Genomic DNA, 16,849 nt, shown 5'->3' on the forward strand with positions numbered 1-16,849 from the left:
GGAATCGCACAGGCTCAACGTTTGCGCCTAACCGCCGTCTCACTCTTTGGGATTAACGGGGATTAATCTTTCCCTAATATAATTGGTGCGCCTTTGCCGTTGCCCAGTATAATTACTTTGGCGTTTGGCGATAGGGCAATTTCTTTTTGAGCCTTTATGGTTTCGTATTGCAATTGCTTATCGGATAGGCCGGTTGAAAGTATCTTTTGATAATCGGCAATACCCTGTGCTTCTACGCGTTTGCGTTCGGCTTCTTGTTTTTCTTTTTGGAGTACAAATTGCATCTTTTGGGCGTCTTGTTCGGCGTTGATTTTAGACTCGATGCTGGCTTTTACCGATGCCGGGAGAGAGATATTACGCAATAAAATTGATTGCAGTTCCATGCCGTTTTTGGCAAGGCTCGCGCCAATATTCTGCTGTATTTTCGCTTGAAATTCTCCCCTTTTTGTTGAGTAAAGTTCTACAGCCTCGTAGTTAACGGCGTTAGTTAAAATAGCTGTACGCGATACCGGGCGAACTATGTTATCAATGTAATCGGCACCAATATTTTGCAATAGATATGGAGTTTTGCTCGGAATTAAACGATAAAGTACTGTAATATCGATTGTAACCTCCAAACCGTCCGACGATAGCACTTTGATGGCGTCGTCACCTTTTTTCTGACCCTCGTCGGTTTGGGCACTCATAGTATAGTTTTGTGTTTTGGCGTCAAAAACCGTAACATCAACAACCGGGTCAATGATGTGTAAACCAGCTTCTAAAACATCGGGTTGTACTTTGCCGAAGAAGGATTGTACGCCAATTGTGCCTTTATCAATTACTTTAACCGACGAACTGAATAAGCCCAATACCACCACTACCACACCCGCAATGGTAATAATGCCCGAGTAGTGGCTATTGGGAGATGGGCTGTGTTTGATTACCATACCCGCAATGAGTATAATAATGCCAATAATAGCTATAAACATGATATTGTTTTTTTGCTGAAATTACAAATTTTTCTGCTGGTTACGAATGTCTTTAACCAGCCGCAATTTGAAAATAAGCACCATAACGCCCAAAAATACGCCGCCCAATACGTAGGCCCAATTGTGGTTTTTTATGCTGTAGTACACAAATATGGCACATAAAAATATGCAGATATTGTATAGCACGTTTAAAAGTATTTTGCCCCACATGCTAATAAACCTCCATAGTAGGGTCAATCTCGTCGGCCCATGCCAAAATGCCGCCTTTTAGGTTGTACAGGTTGGTAAAGCCTTTTTGCTCCAGTTGCATTATGGCTACGGCACTGCGCTTGCCGCTGCGGCATTGTACAACAACGGGTTTGTCTTTAGCAATTTTTTCGGACTCGATCAAAATTCCTGCTAACGGAATAAGTAAACCGCCCAGGTTTGACATTTCGTATTCAAAATCTTCGCGAACATCAATCAGTTGGAAATCTTCGTTATTATCTATTTTTTCTTTAAGTTCAAGTACACTTATTTCTTTCATGTTTTAAATTTTATAAAGCAAAGTTATTCATTTTATCATATAAAACAGGCGCAGCTATTTCAATTGAAGTTGTAACAATAAACCCCTGCGAGCGTTTAATTATCGGTTACATTTGTTTGCTACTTTATTGATGAAAAAAATAACACGTTTCTTTTGGTTTTGCTCGGGTGCGCACCAGGAAACCCTAAAAAAATATCCTATTGAGCATAATAAATATGTGGGTATAGGGGCCACTATATTTTTTACCGCATTGTTTGCTTCGCTCTCCGGGGGGTATGCTATGTATTTTGTTTTTAGCGGGAGCGACTTTGCTGTTGCATTTGCCATCCTTTTCGGGATGATATGGGGGCTGGCCATTTTTAATATGGACCGCTACATAGTTGGCAGTATTAACAAAAAAGGTACAACCAACCAGCAGCTTTTGCAGGCATCGCCCCGCATATTGCTGGCTATAATGATAGGGGTAGTAATATCGCGCCCGCTGGAGCTTAAAATTTTTGATAAGGAAATTCGCCAAAAGCTCAAAACATCGTACCTAAACGGGCAACGTAGCAAGGTTGATACCCTGCAAAAAGCCTACAACGAAAAATACAGCCAGGAGTTGAACAAAAACAGCGAAATGAAAAAGGAGCGCGATTCGCTCACTAAAGATATTAACCGCTCGCGCTACCAGTTGAACCAGGAAGTTTTTGGCGATAAAAGCAACCAAACATCGGGCTTAAAAGGTTATGGCACATACGCCAAGCAAAAGGAGGGAGTTTTGCAGGAAAAGCAAGACCGTTTGAAGATAGTGCAGGGCAATTTGGATAAAATGGACGGCTACCTTAACCAACGAAAGGAGTTTGACGGGCTAAATAATGTAAAACTATTTTCGGAACATCAGCTTGATAGCCTTGCCAACGTTGCCGGCTTTGCCGACCGTAATTGGGCACTAGGCCAGTTAATGTTTAGGGACAACGGAACAAAAGATATTGATACCTACCTGGCACAAAGTTTTATAGCCTACCTGTTTATTTTGTTTGAGTGTTTACCGGTACTGGTAAAATTGATGTCGCCAAAAGGATCGTACGATGTGGCGCTTTCGCGGATAGAAGAAGCCGACGTGCATTTTGCCGACAAGGACAAAGATAAATCGGTAGCTGTTACCGACAGCGTTTTTGACCACGATGTAACCACTGAGGTTGATAAGCGCAAGAAGGTAATTACCTGGCAGGCCGGTAAAGACTTGGAGGGGATGGGGTAGATTGGAACGCTGGTTTAGCTTTGACAACTTTGTGAAGTTGTCAAAGCTTGACTGGCACGCCCTACTTCAAGTCCAACTTCTCCTCAGTCATCAACCGTCCTACCGGGTATCTCATATAAGTTTTCTCGGCGTATTGCGAATTGTTGTATATAAACTCCAATTGCTGACCGGCACTTTTGGCAAGAGCCGGGTCTTTGGCTTTGGCATCTTCCAGTTTTTGTTTTAATGCGGGGTCTTGCTTGAGCATGTTGGCTGCAAAATCTTCAAAAACATAGTCGGAATAATGTTCCTTGCCACCTAAAACCGAATCGAAAAAATTCCAGGCGAAGAAGGAATCAACGCCTTGTGGTTCCAAAGTTTCAACAATATAGCGGTTAATGGCTTGGTTGGTATAAACTACGTAATCGCCGGAGAAAAATTTTACCGGCATGTTTGTTGGTTTAAGCTGTACATTGCTGTGCAGGTAATGGCCCTCGTAAGGGCGTGTAGGGGTACGCATATCGCCGAGGTAATACATTTGCAGGTTAAGCGTGGTGTCGTGCACAAGCCGTTTCATGGCAACGTTATTGAGATGGAACAGATCGATTATTTTACCCCAGGCTTGCGGAATGATGTAGGCCACCGGCTTATCTGCCGTGGCGGTAACTTTGTAATTGTTAAAATATTTAATGGTTTTGGTGAAGGGCTTAGTGCGGTCGTAATATAAACGGGGCAGGCCGCTAATATCGCTGGGTTTGTGGCCGGCTTCAAAACCTTTAAAGGTAATGGTATCATAAGTTGTTTGGTCTAATCGCCAGTTGAGGGCGAAGGTTTTTTGTTGCTTAACCTGCTCATCAGCTTGCTGTTTTAAGCTGCGGATAAGCGCAGCATCCCGATTGCAAATGTTAAACAGGTTTTGCATAAAAGCATAAGTGCTATAAACGCGGGGTGCGTAGGCTTTAAGCATGTGCGTTTCGGTAATGTAACTAATGATGTTATGCTGCACGGCAAAGCCGGTTGAAAAGCGCGGTGTTTCTATAAAAGCTACAATGCCCGAATCGGGAGTGCCTTTAATTTCTTCAACATAGGGCGTCATTTCGTAGCCGCTTATTTTCATGCGCCTGTATAACTCGGGCGTTAAGGTGTTGGTTGTATATTTAGCCAGTATGGGGTTTTGCTTGTCTTTTTGCGTTTCAATAAGCGTCATTACGTATTGGTAATCGGCACCGTCGCTGGTGTGGTTATCCAAAAATACCTGTGGCTGCCAGGTGTTTAATATTTGCATAAAAGCCAGGGCATTGCGGCTATCGGCTTTAATAAAATCGCGGTTCAAATCCAGGTTTCGGTAATTGCCGCGGAAGCCGTAAGCCACCGGTCCGTTTTGGCTTACGCGAGATACGCCCCGGTTAAGGCAGCCATCAATGTTATAAACGGCAACAATGCATATCACCAGGTTTTTGGGCATATTATGGTTTTTAAGCAAATCGCGCACCAGCATCATACTGGCATCAATACCCTCCGGTTCGCCGGGGTGAATGCCGTTGTTAACCAGGATAACTGTTTTGTTGAGTTTACGGGCCTGTGCCGGATCAAAAACCTTATCGTGCGAAAGCACAATCAGCATTAATGGCTTGCCCACATCAGTAGTACCGTAATTGAATAGTTTAACCTCGTTTTTACCCTTTACCAGTTTTTGATAGTAGTTGATAATCTCGGCATAAGTGGCGGTATAGTTTTTATCGGCGTGAACCTCAAATGGCGTTTGCTGCGCTTGGGCGATTGATATGGCGATACAAAGGATTAAAAGAGCGTAGAGCTTTTTCATGGAGGTGAAGTCAGTTTATGCAAATATAAAAAATACTTCAAATGTTCCGTTTTGAAGTATTTTACCTAAAATCCCCCTATATTTGGCCCAAATTTAACACCATGAGTTTCAGAACCGAACACGACACCATGGGCGAGGTACAGGTACCTGCCGATAAATACTGGGGCGCACAAACCGAGCGCTCACGCAACAATTTTAAAATTGGTCCGGAAGCTTCGATGCCGAAGGAAATTATTGCCGCTTTTGCTTATTTAAAAAAAGCTGCTGCTTATACCAACACCGATTGCGGCGTATTACCTGCCGAAAAACGCGACCAGATAGCTGCCGTTTGCGACGAAATTTTAGCTGGCGGACTGGCTGGTGAATTTCCGTTAGTGATATGGCAAACCGGTTCGGGCACGCAATCTAACATGAATTTGAACGAGGTTATTGCCAACCGTGCACACGTTTTGGCAGGCAATAAACTGGGCGAAGGTAAAACCTTTATCCACCCTAATGATGATGTAAACAAATCGCAATCATCAAACGATACTTACCCAACCGCTATGCACATTGCGGCTTACAAAATGGTTATTGATGTAACCATTCCGGGTGTTGAAAAACTGCGCGATACATTGCAGGCCAAAGTTGAAGAGTTTAAAAGCGTAGTTAAAATTGGCCGTACCCATTTAATGGATGCTACACCGTTAACTTTGGGCCAGGAGTTTTCGGGCTATGTATCGCAATTAACGCACGGCTTAAAAGCTTTACGAAACACGCTGGATCACCTAAGCGAATTAGCTTTGGGCGGTACAGCAGTTGGCACCGGCATTAATACCCCAAAGGGATATGATGTTAAGGTTGCCGAATATATTGCCAAATTTACAAACCTGCCCTTCCGCACGGCGGAAAACAAGTTTGAAGCCCTGGCCGCTCACGATGCTATAGTTGAAACACACGGCGCGCTGAAACAAATAGCAGTATCGTTAATGAAAATTGCTAACGACATCAGGATGCTGGCTTCGGGCCCACGGTCGGGTATTGGAGAGATCCATATTCCGGATAACGAGCCAGGCTCGTCAATTATGCCGGGCAAGGTTAATCCTACTCAAAACGAAGCCGTTACTATGGTTGCGGCGCAGGTTATGGGTAACGATGTAGCCATCTCGATAGGCGGCTCAAACGGCCATTACGAACTGAATGTATTTAAGCCGTTAATGGCCGCCAACTTTTTACAGTCGGCCAGGCTAATTGGCGATGCGTGCGTTTCCTTTAACGATCATTGTGCTAAAGGCATTACGCCCAACTACGATGGCATCAAAAAACACCTTGAAAATTCGTTGATGCTGGTTACAGCATTAAACCCACATATAGGTTACGAAAACGCCGCCAAAATTGCCAAAAAGGCGCTGAAAGAAAATCTTTCGTTACGCCAAAGTGCAGTTGGCCTGGGCTTGCTAACCAACGAGCAGTTTGACGAGTGGGTTAAACCCGAAGAAATGATTGGCGGTTTAAAATAATTGCCTCACCCAAACCCTCTCCTTTGGAGAGGGCTTTTTTGTTTTATATGCACAGATCATTCAGCTTTCGCCATTTAACTTCCACCTCAATAGCTTTTAGCTTCTGGCTTCTTGTCTCTTGCCTCCTGCTTCTTAATTCCTGCTCTTTCAACCCCAATTACCAGCGCAAGGGCAGCGATTTTTTACAGGGCGAATGGAAGCAGGATTCGGTAGAGCGGCAGAAGCTGTTGGTTAGTTACGAATTACACAATTTTAGGTTCACCTGCGATTCGTTTTACGTGAGTATAGCATCAAATAGCAAAGTAAATTATGGTGCCGATACCTGCATGAACAGCGGCCATTGGATGGAATATGCCAAGGGTACTTATGAGCAGCAAAGCGATACTTTACACCTGAAAGGCTTTTTTTGCAACCCGGATTTTAGCTTGAAAAAAGAAGGCGGTTGTTTTAGGTTTGGGGCCTATGTAGAGGATTTTAAGATAAGCTCAAAAAGCGATTCGGCATTGGCGTTGTTATCTTTCAGCAGCACCATTCCGGTTAAGCTTAGGTTGGTTAAAAGAGTGCCCTGCGTGGAGAAGCCTTTGTAAGGAGCCCCACCCAACCCTCCCCGGTAGGGAGGGCTTTAGAAAACGACTTTTAAATTTAGAGGAGCCTAAATGAAAATATTAATGGTTTGCCTGGGCAATATATGCCGATCGCCGTTGGCGCATGGCATTATGGATAATTTGGTTGAACAACAAGGCCTGGGTTGGCAGGTTGATTCGGCAGGTACGGGTGACTGGCATATCGGGCAGGGCCCCGACCGGCGGTCTGTACGTGAAGCAAAGCTACATGGTGTTGACATTAGCAAGCAAATTTGCAGGCAGTTTAGCGTGACCGATTTTGATGAGTTTGACCACATTATTGTAATGGACAAAAACAACAAACGCGATGTATTAGCTTTAGCCCGCAACAATGACGACCGTAAAAAGGTAAGGCTTTTGTTGGGCGATAAAGACGTACCCGACCCATACCATAACGATGAGCAATTTGCACCCGTATTTAAAATGGTTGAACAGGGTTGTATGGTTTTGATGAAAGAACTGCAAGCCAAATTGGTTTAGCTTTTCGTGCTAAGCCAATCTTCGCCTTTGATGCTAAAATACGATAGCCAGGCATCATTGCGCAGTATATTATCGCCCTGCTTAAATCCGGCTTTTAGCAGTACGCGCTGCGAGGCTATGTTGGCCTGATCGGTAACGGCAAAAATTTGGCTGAGGTGTTGTTCGTTAAAACCGTAGTTTAATAAAGCCTCGGCAACTTCGGTGGCAATACCCTGGCCTTTAAATTTGTGGTGTATCACATAACCCATTTCGGCTTTTTCGGGTTCGCCTTCGGTGGCCTTTAACATCGCGAAGCCAATAAACTCATCGTCGGCATTGTTAAATATAGCCCATCGGGTAAACCTGTTTCCGTTTTGATAATCCTTTAGCGTGTCGCTAAAAATAATGCGGTTATCATCAGGTGTGCGTTTGGGCAAATAGTCGGTAAGGCGCTTGTCCGATAATATTTCGATAAACACCCCCTCTTCCTCAGGAGCAAAGTGGCGAATGGTTAGGCGGGTAGATTGTGCAATTATCATATCATTTCAAATGTATAAAAATTGCACAACTGGAAAAAATGCGGGTAGCAAAATATTCTTATATCACGCAAAGCCAAGCATTAAGCAAAGAAAATAGAACAAAACCTTCGCGCCTCTGCGAGCTAGTGCCTTAACTTAATAACATACCCATATTTACCCATGTGCCCTTCAAATCCGGTCAAATTTTTACCTTTGCCGCATGGCAGTTAATAAACCATCAACCCCGAGAGGCACCCGCGACTTTTCGCCCACCGAAATGGTGAAGCGCAACTATATTTTTGATACCATTAAAAGCGTGTTCCGTAAATACGGCTATCAGCAAATAGAAACCCCGGCTATGGAAAACCTGTCTACCTTGATGGGTAAGTATGGAGATGAAGGGGATAAGTTGATATTTAAGATATTGAATAGTGGGGATTTGATAGACCAGCCTCTTTTAATAAGCTTTGAGGAGTTGTTAAAATATCTTGAAAAGCGAGATATAAAACTGGATTTAGAATATCCTTTAAATTTCGACAATGAAGAGTTAGAGGAAGAAAGGAAAGCAACGTGGAAGAATGTTAAAGCTAAATCTTTTCCTGAATTATTTAAAAAAGCTAACGATGCTCAACCTGCTTTTTCTCTTTATAGGAAAGTTAATTCAAAATTAATAAATACTACGTCTGAAAAAGCCCTCCGCTACGATCTCACCGTTCCCTTCGCCCGCTATGTGGTAATGCACCAAAACGAGATAACGATGCCTTTCAAGCGTTTCCAGGTGCAACCGGTTTGGCGTGCCGACCGTCCCCAAAAAGGCCGTTACCGCGAGTTTTATCAGTGCGATGCCGATGTGGTAGGTTCGGATTCATTACTCAACGAGGCCGAATTTGTTTTGATATACGATGAAGCTTTAAGCACCCTCGGTTTAAAGGATTTTACAATTAAGATAAACAACCGCAAAATATTATCGGGCATTGCCGAGGTTATTGATAAGCCCGACCAGATTATTGACCTAACCGTTGCTATTGATAAGCTGGATAAAATTGGTTTGGATGGTGTAATTAAAGAGTTAAACCAAAAAGGTTTTACCGATGCCGATATTGACAAACTAAAGCCAGTTATTTTACTGGAAGGCAATAACCAGGAAAAACTGGCCAGCCTGCGCGAAGCCTTAAAGCAATCGGAAATTGGGCTAAAAGGTTGCGACGAGATTGAAACTATTTTTAACTACCTGGATAGCTTTAACTTGATTAAAGCCACAATTGAACTGGATATAACCCTTGCAAGGGGATTAAACTATTATACCGGAGCAATATTTGAGGTGAAAACCAACGAAGCCGCTATGGGCAGCATAGGCGGCGGTGGCCGGTATGACGATTTAACCGGAATGTTTGGCTTAAAAGGCTTAACAGGGGCAGGTATTTCTTTTGGTGCCGACCGCATATATGATGTGCTTGAAGAGTTAAAACTTTTCCCCGATGCAGCCGGGCAAACCACGCAGTTGTTAATATGCTGTTTTGATAAGCATGGCGAAACCTACGCCCTGCCCTTTTTGCAAGAATTGCGCAGCCGCGATGTGAGGGCGGAGCTTTACCCGGCAGGAGCCAAAATAAAAAAACAGCTCGACTATGCCAATGCTAAACTGATACCCTACGTGGTTGTAATTGGAAGCGACGAAATGGAAAGCGGTCTGCTCACCTTAAAAAACATGCAAACCGGTGTGCAGGAAAAACTATCAACCGAAATGATAGTTGCCATGCTTACCGAATAAGCTGGCAGGATAGCTAAAGATTATCACAAGGAGCTGTATTAAAAATTGCCCTCGCATGCTCGCCGTATGCCAATTGCTTATACTACGGGAAATAAAAAAAGCCTTTTCAACATGTTTTTAGTCACAGTTGAAAAGGCTTAACGTTTTTATATAAGCTGCGCTTTATTGCGGTCCGCCGCCCGGGCCACCAAAGCCGCCACCTCCCGGAGGAGGGCCACCCTGGCCACCATCCCTGCGCATACGGCCACCGCCCGGCATATCAGGTGAACTTGGAGCCTTACCCGCAAATTTTTGAAGGCGAAGAGTAAATGTTAGTAAGAAGTAACGGCCTAAACGGTTAACATTTGTTGTAGTGGTTTGTGAGCCCGATGTGGTATTGGTATAACCGGTATTTTCGTTAAATACATCGTACACAGTACCGCGTATAGTTGCAGCATTGTTTTTCAGGAAGCGGCGCTCAACATAAGTAGTTAATATGTTAGGGTTAGTAACATTACCACTGTAACCATCGTATATCGTTTTGCTATAGTCGTAGCTTAAAGTCCAGTCTTTCCAAAAATAGTTTTTACCGTTTACGCCTAATACGGTTGTGCGGTAATCGCTGTAAGGCGCACTTGCCAGTGTGTTGTTTGTTTTGGTGATACCGTAGCTTGCAGAAGCCTGTGCATCTATCACATCGGTAATATCAAGCCTGAAACGTACACCCGGTGTAAAGGTGAGTGATTTAGCAGTATTTTGATTGGTTGTAGTGGCATAAGTAACCGAATCAACGTTACTGATGTACGAGATGTTGTTTACATATGATATACCACCGTTCAATATTAATGTGTATTTACGTTTATTCCAGGGTTTAGCATAAGTAATAAAACCGTTACCAGTATAGTATCCGCTGGTATTTGCATAGGTTATTAATATGGCGTTGTTTAATCTCTTATCGGGTGCGTATACCCTTGGATAAGTGGTGCTGTTTTGAGCGATATAATTATCTACCTGGCTAAACTGAAGATTGGTAAACAATAAGTCGCCCGAGGCAAAGCTAAACTGGTTGTAGCGTAACGATACATTGTTTGTGAACGATGGCCTCAAATTTGGGTTACCCTGGATAGGATAAGAAGCGTTTGATATATCAAGCCTTGGGTTTAATTGCGAATAAGTAGGTTGACTGCTTGATCCGTTATAGTTTAAAGTGAAGGCTTGTGTGCGCGAAAAGTTATAAACATAACGCAAGGTTGGGCTAAAATTAGTAACCGTTACTGTTGTTGTTGAGCCTGCAATACTACCAGATGCTGGCGACACACCTTTCAACTGCGAAGGCTGCACACCTAAACCAAGTGTAAAATTGTACTTCGGCTCTATTAAACGGTAGTTTACCGCAAAGCGGTTAGTGATGAACGAGTAATTATAGTTGTTGCTTAAGGCATCGTAAAAGTTAGTAACATTAGGTACTACAGGTATGTTTAAACTTTTATACGTTAGGGTATCAACCTCTTTATCGTTAGTAGTATGCGCATAGCTGTAAGTGTACGAACCTTCTAAAAACGAAACCTTACTTAAAGGCTCAATGTATGATAATTGAGTACCGAAACTATTTGTATGGCTATCTACAGTTACAAACTGATTTTGTGGTGCATTGGGGTTGCCGGTTAAATAAACACTCACCGGATTTTGATAAGAAAAATTTGGAGAACTGCTGCCATTTGCTGTAATGCTAAAGTTGCGGCCATGGCCATTAAACCGGTGATTGTATAATACGGTACCGCCAATGCTGTTTGTATTGCTGTTACCTAATGTATTGGTGTAGTAATTTTGGTAAGTTGCATCATTTCTCGAAAATGCATTTAAATCGTATGCATTAGTTGTGGTGCTACCATAAGAATAAGTGGGTGTAATTTTAAGATAATTAACGGTATCCGGTTTCCACTCCATATTCCAGGTGATACGATGGTTTAATACGCCGTCGGTTTCTTTACTGTTTTGATTGTTATTGATGGTAATAGGAAGAAGCGTAGTGGTTCCATCAGGATTTTTTACAGTCTGGATGGTGTTGTTTTTTTGCAAGGTTGAGCTGATAGTATTGACAGAATTATCAGAAAAACTATAGCTTCCATACACCGAGAGTGTTTTACCCCATTGGTCGCGATAGTTTAAACCGATAGACTTGGCATCTGTAATACCGTTGGATGTTGAAGCTGTAGTACTGGCTGATGCTGCACCGCCACCACCACCACGGCCGCCGTTACCACGGCCTCCTCCGCCACCGCCACCAAAGCCGCCACCTCCTCCGCCACCACCACCAAAGTTGAAAGTATTGGTGTTGTTATTGTTGATGCTACCAAGTAAGGCAATTTGTTGGTCGCCACGGAATTCGAAAGAGTTTGTAGAAAAAGTATAACGATTTGATGCACTTTGAGGTGCGGGAATGGCATCGCGGCCATCACCAGCCGTACCCGAAACGGAGTAGCCGTAATTTTTATCCTTCCGGATAACAATGTTCATTACTTTGGTGGCCTCGCCCGATTTAATGCCTGTTAAGTTGGCTTGGTCGCCGTAGTCATCAATCATTTGGATACTTTCAATCACGTCGGCAGGCAAATTTTTGGTAGCTGTTTGCACGTCACCGCCAAAAAAATCCTTTCCGTTTATACGCACTTTGGTAACCTGTTTACCTTCGGCGGTTACGTTACCGTTGGCATCTACATCAACACCCGGCAATTTTTTAACTAACTCCTCAGTGCTTGCATTAGCCCTTACAGGGTAGGCGCTGGCTTTATATTCGGTAGTATCTTCTTTTATCTTAATGGCATTTACATCGGTAATTTGTACGGTGGTTAGCATTTTGCTTTCCGTTTTCATTTTAATCATGCCAATATTGGCAGGTACGGTACCGTTATCAAACGTGAAATTGCGTTTTAGTCCCTGGAAACCGATTGATAAAAAAGTTAGCGAAAATTGTTTGGCCGTTACGGCATTAAACGTAAATACGCCATCTATATTGGTGGTAACAACGGCACTATCAACACCGGCTTTGAGCTTTACTACCACACCCGGTATGGTTACGCCCGATGAATCGGCCACGATGCCATGTACCTGTCGCCCGGTTTGCGAATAGCCCTCAAAGGCAAATGCTAACAAAAAAATAAAGAGTAAAAGTTGCTTTTTCATAATTTTTTATAGGATGCTGTGCGCTGTTTTTTTGTTTAAATATTTACTTATGCAGTACAGACATTTTATTGCTACAAAAGTTCACTTTCTTTATGATAATTGGTTATAAATCATATGATTGTTACATATTTATAGAAAGAGGGGCGAAAATGCTGTTTTTTACCCTAATTGGCTAATAAAATAAACCTAAAAAATATTTTTTGGTGCATTTTATCAACATTTGTGCTTAATTGAATTGTAAATTTATTGAAACATAAACTTAACGGTTTCGTTATATTATAAAAACGTTAACCTATGGCTAATTTGCGCAGCACCCTTCGCTCCAGAATACACGACTGGACCAGGAAAGTGGGATTTAGGCTAAACTCCACTAATACCATTAAAAAAGACAACTTAACGGTTGACCATTACTTTTTTAAAACCTTTAATTTTATTGAACAGCGCAAGGCCGATTCGTCGGATAAATCGGAGTTTGTTTGCTTTGATACCTATGGGGAGAAGGTGAAAGTACGATCGTTGCTTGACTTGCAGAGCGCTTTTTACGAAAACCTGAGCGAACTGCGTTAATAACACACAGTTATTTTAAATGCGCCGTTTTAGCACAAGTATAACTCTTTCGTGTTGTTTATCGCGGGTAACATCCAGTAAGATAGATTTGTTGTCTTTAGATTTAAAGAGAGTGTCAATTTCGTCTAAAGATAGTTTTGAAACGGGCTTAAAATTAATTCGTGTTATTTCATCCCCTTTTTGCAGGCCAATATCTGCTGCGCCCGAGCCATTTTCAACCTCGCTGATAATGATGTGCTTAAAATCGGCACCATCGGCATAGTATTCTATCCCCGTCATGTCTTGTTCAATGGGGTCGTTATAAAAAACGTTGGGCTTTAAATAGAGCCATCCATTTTGGTAATCAAAAATAAGGTTAAATTTTTTCAGCAAATTAATCCCTAGGTTACCGTCTCTGGTTACTGTTATAAGGTTGTTTTTAACGGTATCGTATTCGGGGAACGAAGTTATTACGTTTGGTATTTTGTATTTACCCAGTTCAACCTCGTTTATCCGGCTCAAAAACCCACGCACTGGCCCGGTAAGGCTAATGCCCAAATTTGAGGCAATAAACCTATCGGGCAAACCCTGGTTTTGCTCAATTAAATTCTCGAGCGATAGGGCATGCCCAGCACCCAGGTCAACAAGTAGTTTATTATTCTTCGCAGCATTATCGCTGCGTAATTTTACCTTAATACTAATATACGGCCTGTGCTCTTCAATGGTGATGGGTAATTTAGTGCCCCGCCTAAATACACGCATATATTTTGGCGGCCCGGCAGTAATGGTACTATCGCTAAAGTTCACCCGCACGGTAAAGGCACTAAAAAACTCGTACCCTAAAAGGCCATGAATAGGCATTCCGGCATAGTTTGATAGGCCAAAGTTGTCTTCCTTTAATACGGCTGCCGATAGATTGTTACCCGTTATACCGGGTAGGGTAACTTTGAGGGAAGGGGCAACATAGGCTTCAAAATCTTTACCTTCGCCCATGCCGGTTACCAGTATCGAACGTTTGTTTTTGATATTTAGCGAATCAATTAAAGTTGGGTCGGTAATAATCATGAGGCCCACTCCCGAATCTAATACAAAATTATATGGCCCCTTATTGTTTATTTTAACATGAACAACAACCATATTACGTATTAATTGAAAAGGGAACGACGCGCTTTTAATATCGCTATCAACCTTAAAATAAGCCTGCCCCCGGGCCTGCAAAATAAAAAGGCATAACAAACAGAATAAAAACCCCGTTTTTTTTACTTTAGCTAATAAGCAGCTATTCAAGATGTTTAAAATTGGTAGTATAAATTTACACATAATTATTAGCTTATGTGTTTAAAATTTATGGGGTTTATATTGTAAATAATAAAATGTATATGGTAAAAACGAGATACAGATTAATGGGGCTGCTTGGCGCAATTGTTTTAATTGCAACGCAATACAGTTGCAGCCCCGGCTTGCGTAAAGGCAAGCTGAGGCAAATATTTAAACATTCGGCTATAGTGAACGACCATTTTACGGGCTTTGCTTTGTATGATATGGATGCCCAAAAAATGGTATACCAGTTAAATGCTGATAAATATTTCACTCCCGCATCAAATACCAAGCTTTATACTTTTTATACCTGCCTTAAAATGCTTAGCGACTCCATACCAGCCTTAAAATATGTTAACCGGAATGATTCGTTGATATTTTGGGCAACCGGAGATCCGTCTTTTTTACACACCGACCTAAAGGGTGTTAATGCTTTTAATTTATTGAAGAATAGCCCGGCTAAACTCTATTTTTCTTCTGGTAGTTATACCGGCGATTTTTATGGTAACGGATGGCCATACGGCGATTACAATGATTATTATCAAGCAGAAATAAATGAGTTGCCTGTTGAAGATAACGTTGCTGTAGTTTATGCCGATGCCGACGGCACCCTCAAGATAAAGCCAACATACTTACAACCCCTGCTAAAGTGCGATAGTACTTTAAAATTAAACGTGTTCCGTGTGCAACGCAATATTTTGAATAACGATTTTGTATACCCGGCAATGCGCATCCCCAAAAGGTATCGGGCAGAGATACCCTGGAAGGTATCAACAGCTTTGCAACTGGCTTTGTTAAAGGATACCCTGAAGCGAGAGATAACCGAGGTTAACCTGCCTATGCCAACAGCAGCCCGAACGATTTACAACGCCCAGGCCGATACGGTTTACAGAAGGATGCTGCAACCGAGCGATAACTTTATTGCCGAGCAGCTATTGCTGGTATGCTCGTCAACCCGGTTTAAAACCTTGAGTCCCGATTCGGTCATTAATTATTCCATCAATCATTATCTGAATGATTTGCCCGATAAGCCCCAATGGGTGGATGGTTCGGGCCTATCCCGTAAAGATTTGTTTACACCGCGAGATATGATAGCCCTGCTGCAAAAAATAGCGGCGGAGGTAAAAGACGAAAACCTGCTGCATAGCCTAATGCCTGCCGGCGGCGTGGTGGGCACAATAAAAAACGCGTATAAAACCGACAATGGCAAAGCCTTTGTTTGGGCAAAAACAGGCTCGTTAGCTAATAACCACAACCAAAGCGGCTACCTGGTTACCCGTAAAGGCAAAAGGCTGGCTTTTGCCTTTATGAACAATAACTTTACGCGCCCCACACGCGAAATACGAGATGAGATGGTAAGGATAATAACCTATATTCATGAAAACTATTAACAAAATTGCCCTGCGTTTATCACCGCTTTAACCCCGGATTTTGAAGCGGAAGCGTTGATACGTCTCTTTCAATCTCCTTTTGTTCAATAGCCACAGCGTAGTCTGCAGGTTCAATTTTACAGCCGGTAAATTCGGCATAAACCTGGGTAAACTCGGCGCCTAAGTATAACAGTGCCGATGTATAGTATATCCATACAAAAATGATGATGATAGAACCCGCGGCACCATAGGTGGAGCTAATTTTCATGGTGCCAATGTACAGGCCAATTAAATATTTGCCCAGCATAAACAACAAGGCAGTAAATACGGCCCCGGTGCGTACATCGCGCCAGCGTATTTTAACATCGGGCAGGTACTTAAATATAATGCCGAACAGCGCGGCAATAACAATAAAGGTTACTGCGGTATTGATAACGTAAAATACAATTTCGAAATGGCTTAGGTAATGGCTCAACTTATCACTAAGGGCGGCCAGCAACCCGTTTACAATTAATGATACTAAGAGTAAAAACCCTAAAGCAATAACCAGCGAGAACGAAAGTAAACGGTTGGTTATCATTTTAACCCAGCCGCGTTTGGGCTTTGCCTTTACCCTCCAAATGATATTAAGCGAATCCTGAATTTCCATAAAAATACCGGTTGCGCCAATTATTAAGGTTACCACTCCAATAATTATAGCCACTGCCGATTTACCTAATTGTACACTTTTTACGATAGATTGTATTTGGGTGGCTGCATCGGGGCCAACAAAGCCTTTCAATTCGGGATATATTTTACCTTCAAAGGCATCATGGCCAAAGTATAAGCTCAATACAAAAACAAGCAGCATCATTAAAGGGGCCAGCGAAAAAACGGTATAATAAGCGAGTGAGGCACTCAGTTTTAAACCACGGTCGTCTAAAAAACCATTAAACGTTGCCAATGTTACACGCCATCCAGATAGTAGTGCTTTTTTTAAAGAAAAATTCATAAATAACTCACTTGTTCAATTTTTACCTATTTTGTTTTTTATAACATGCCCA

General features: G+C 42.4%; 15 protein-coding genes. 7 read left to right on the forward strand and 8 right to left on the reverse strand.

Annotated features, from left to right (window positions below; all coding sequences use genetic code 11):
- Positions 1 to 62: 62 nt before the first annotated feature.
- Genes BDD43_RS06925 through BDD43_RS06935 form a run of 3 tightly spaced genes read right to left on the reverse strand, consistent with a single transcriptional unit; the run spans position 63 to position 1,494 of the window.
- Entirely contained in the window at positions 63 to 968 is a 906-nt protein-coding gene (locus BDD43_RS06925) for a prohibitin family protein (RefSeq protein WP_121196991.1), read from the reverse strand.
- 21 nt (positions 969 to 989) lie between these two features.
- Positions 990 to 1,178 carry a DUF6358 family protein gene (locus BDD43_RS31040; protein ID WP_121196992.1) on the reverse strand — a complete coding sequence of 63 codons (189 nt, stop codon included), beginning with the start codon at positions 1,176 to 1,178 and terminating at the stop codon, positions 990 to 992.
- Position 1,179: 1 nt separating this feature from the next.
- On the reverse strand, positions 1,180 to 1,494 hold the full coding sequence (locus BDD43_RS06935; protein ID WP_121196993.1) for a rhodanese-like domain-containing protein: 315 nt from the start codon (positions 1,492 to 1,494) through the stop codon (positions 1,180 to 1,182).
- 130 nt (positions 1,495 to 1,624) lie between these two features.
- Between BDD43_RS06935 and BDD43_RS06940 the strand changes: the two genes are divergently transcribed.
- Entirely contained in the window at positions 1,625 to 2,737 is a 1,113-nt protein-coding gene (locus BDD43_RS06940) for a DUF4407 domain-containing protein (protein ID WP_121196994.1), read from the forward strand.
- A gap of 61 nt (positions 2,738 to 2,798) precedes the next feature.
- On the opposite strand, the gene BDD43_RS06945 is transcribed toward BDD43_RS06940, so the two are convergent.
- Positions 2,799 to 4,541: a M14 family zinc carboxypeptidase gene (locus BDD43_RS06945; RefSeq protein ID WP_121196995.1), complete on the reverse strand. Its 1,743-nt coding sequence runs from the start codon at positions 4,539 to 4,541 to the stop codon at positions 2,799 to 2,801.
- Positions 4,542 to 4,642: 101 nt separating this feature from the next.
- On the opposite strand from BDD43_RS06945, the gene fumC reads away from it, so the two are divergent.
- The 3 genes from fumC to BDD43_RS06960 all read left to right on the forward strand — a co-directional run bounded on the left by fumC (position 4,643) and on the right by BDD43_RS06960 (position 7,143).
- Entirely contained in the window at positions 4,643 to 6,040 is a 1,398-nt protein-coding gene (gene fumC, locus BDD43_RS06950) for a class II fumarate hydratase (RefSeq protein ID WP_121201906.1), read from the forward strand.
- Positions 6,041 to 6,087: 47 nt separating this feature from the next.
- Positions 6,088 to 6,627: a fumarate hydratase gene (locus BDD43_RS06955; RefSeq protein WP_121196996.1), complete on the forward strand. Its 540-nt coding sequence runs from the start codon at positions 6,088 to 6,090 to the stop codon at positions 6,625 to 6,627.
- 69 nt (positions 6,628 to 6,696) lie between these two features.
- Positions 6,697 to 7,143 (forward strand): low molecular weight protein-tyrosine-phosphatase, encoded by a 447-nt coding sequence (locus BDD43_RS06960; RefSeq protein WP_121196997.1) that lies wholly within the window; start codon positions 6,697 to 6,699, stop codon positions 7,141 to 7,143.
- Here BDD43_RS06960 and BDD43_RS06965 read toward each other — a convergent pair.
- Positions 7,140 to 7,661 (reverse strand): GNAT family N-acetyltransferase, encoded by a 522-nt coding sequence (locus BDD43_RS06965; RefSeq protein WP_121196998.1) that lies wholly within the window; start codon positions 7,659 to 7,661, stop codon positions 7,140 to 7,142. The two genes, BDD43_RS06960 and BDD43_RS06965, sit on opposite strands and share 4 nt — an antisense overlap.
- A 199-nt stretch (positions 7,662 to 7,860) precedes the next feature.
- Between BDD43_RS06965 and hisS the strand changes: the two genes are divergently transcribed.
- On the forward strand, positions 7,861 to 9,411 hold the full coding sequence (hisS, locus tag BDD43_RS06970) for a histidine--tRNA ligase (RefSeq protein WP_121196999.1): 1,551 nt from the start codon (positions 7,861 to 7,863) through the stop codon (positions 9,409 to 9,411).
- 162 nt (positions 9,412 to 9,573) lie between these two features.
- On the opposite strand, the gene BDD43_RS06975 is transcribed toward hisS, so the two are convergent.
- Complete coding sequence (locus tag BDD43_RS06975; RefSeq protein WP_121197000.1) at positions 9,574 to 12,573, reverse strand: TonB-dependent receptor; 3,000 nt, start codon at positions 12,571 to 12,573, stop codon at positions 9,574 to 9,576.
- 294 nt (positions 12,574 to 12,867) lie between these two features.
- Here BDD43_RS06975 and BDD43_RS06980 point away from each other — a divergent pair, with 294 nt between their 5' ends.
- On the forward strand, positions 12,868 to 13,140 hold the full coding sequence (locus tag BDD43_RS06980) for a hypothetical protein (protein ID WP_121197001.1): 273 nt from the start codon (positions 12,868 to 12,870) through the stop codon (positions 13,138 to 13,140).
- Positions 13,141 to 13,155: 15 nt separating this feature from the next.
- Here BDD43_RS06980 and BDD43_RS06985 read toward each other — a convergent pair whose 3' ends face one another.
- A complete protein-coding gene (locus BDD43_RS06985; RefSeq protein WP_162846995.1) occupies positions 13,156 to 14,406 on the reverse strand; it encodes an aspartyl protease family protein in 1,251 nt (416 codons plus the stop codon).
- 92 nt (positions 14,407 to 14,498) lie between these two features.
- Here BDD43_RS06985 and BDD43_RS06990 point away from each other — a divergent pair, with 92 nt between their 5' ends.
- Positions 14,499 to 15,827, forward strand: coding sequence for a D-alanyl-D-alanine carboxypeptidase (locus tag BDD43_RS06990; protein WP_121201907.1), 1,329 nt, complete (start codon positions 14,499 to 14,501; stop codon positions 15,825 to 15,827).
- Between the two features lie 19 nt (positions 15,828 to 15,846).
- On the opposite strand, the gene BDD43_RS06995 is transcribed toward BDD43_RS06990, so the two are convergent.
- Positions 15,847 to 16,797 (reverse strand): YihY/virulence factor BrkB family protein, encoded by a 951-nt coding sequence (locus tag BDD43_RS06995; RefSeq protein WP_121197003.1) that lies wholly within the window; start codon positions 16,795 to 16,797, stop codon positions 15,847 to 15,849.
- Positions 16,798 to 16,849: the final 52 nt, after the last annotated feature.

Origin of the sequence: Mucilaginibacter gracilis (assembly GCF_003633615.1) — a bacterium.
Lineage (GTDB): Bacteria > Bacteroidota > Bacteroidia > Sphingobacteriales > Sphingobacteriaceae > Mucilaginibacter > Mucilaginibacter gracilis.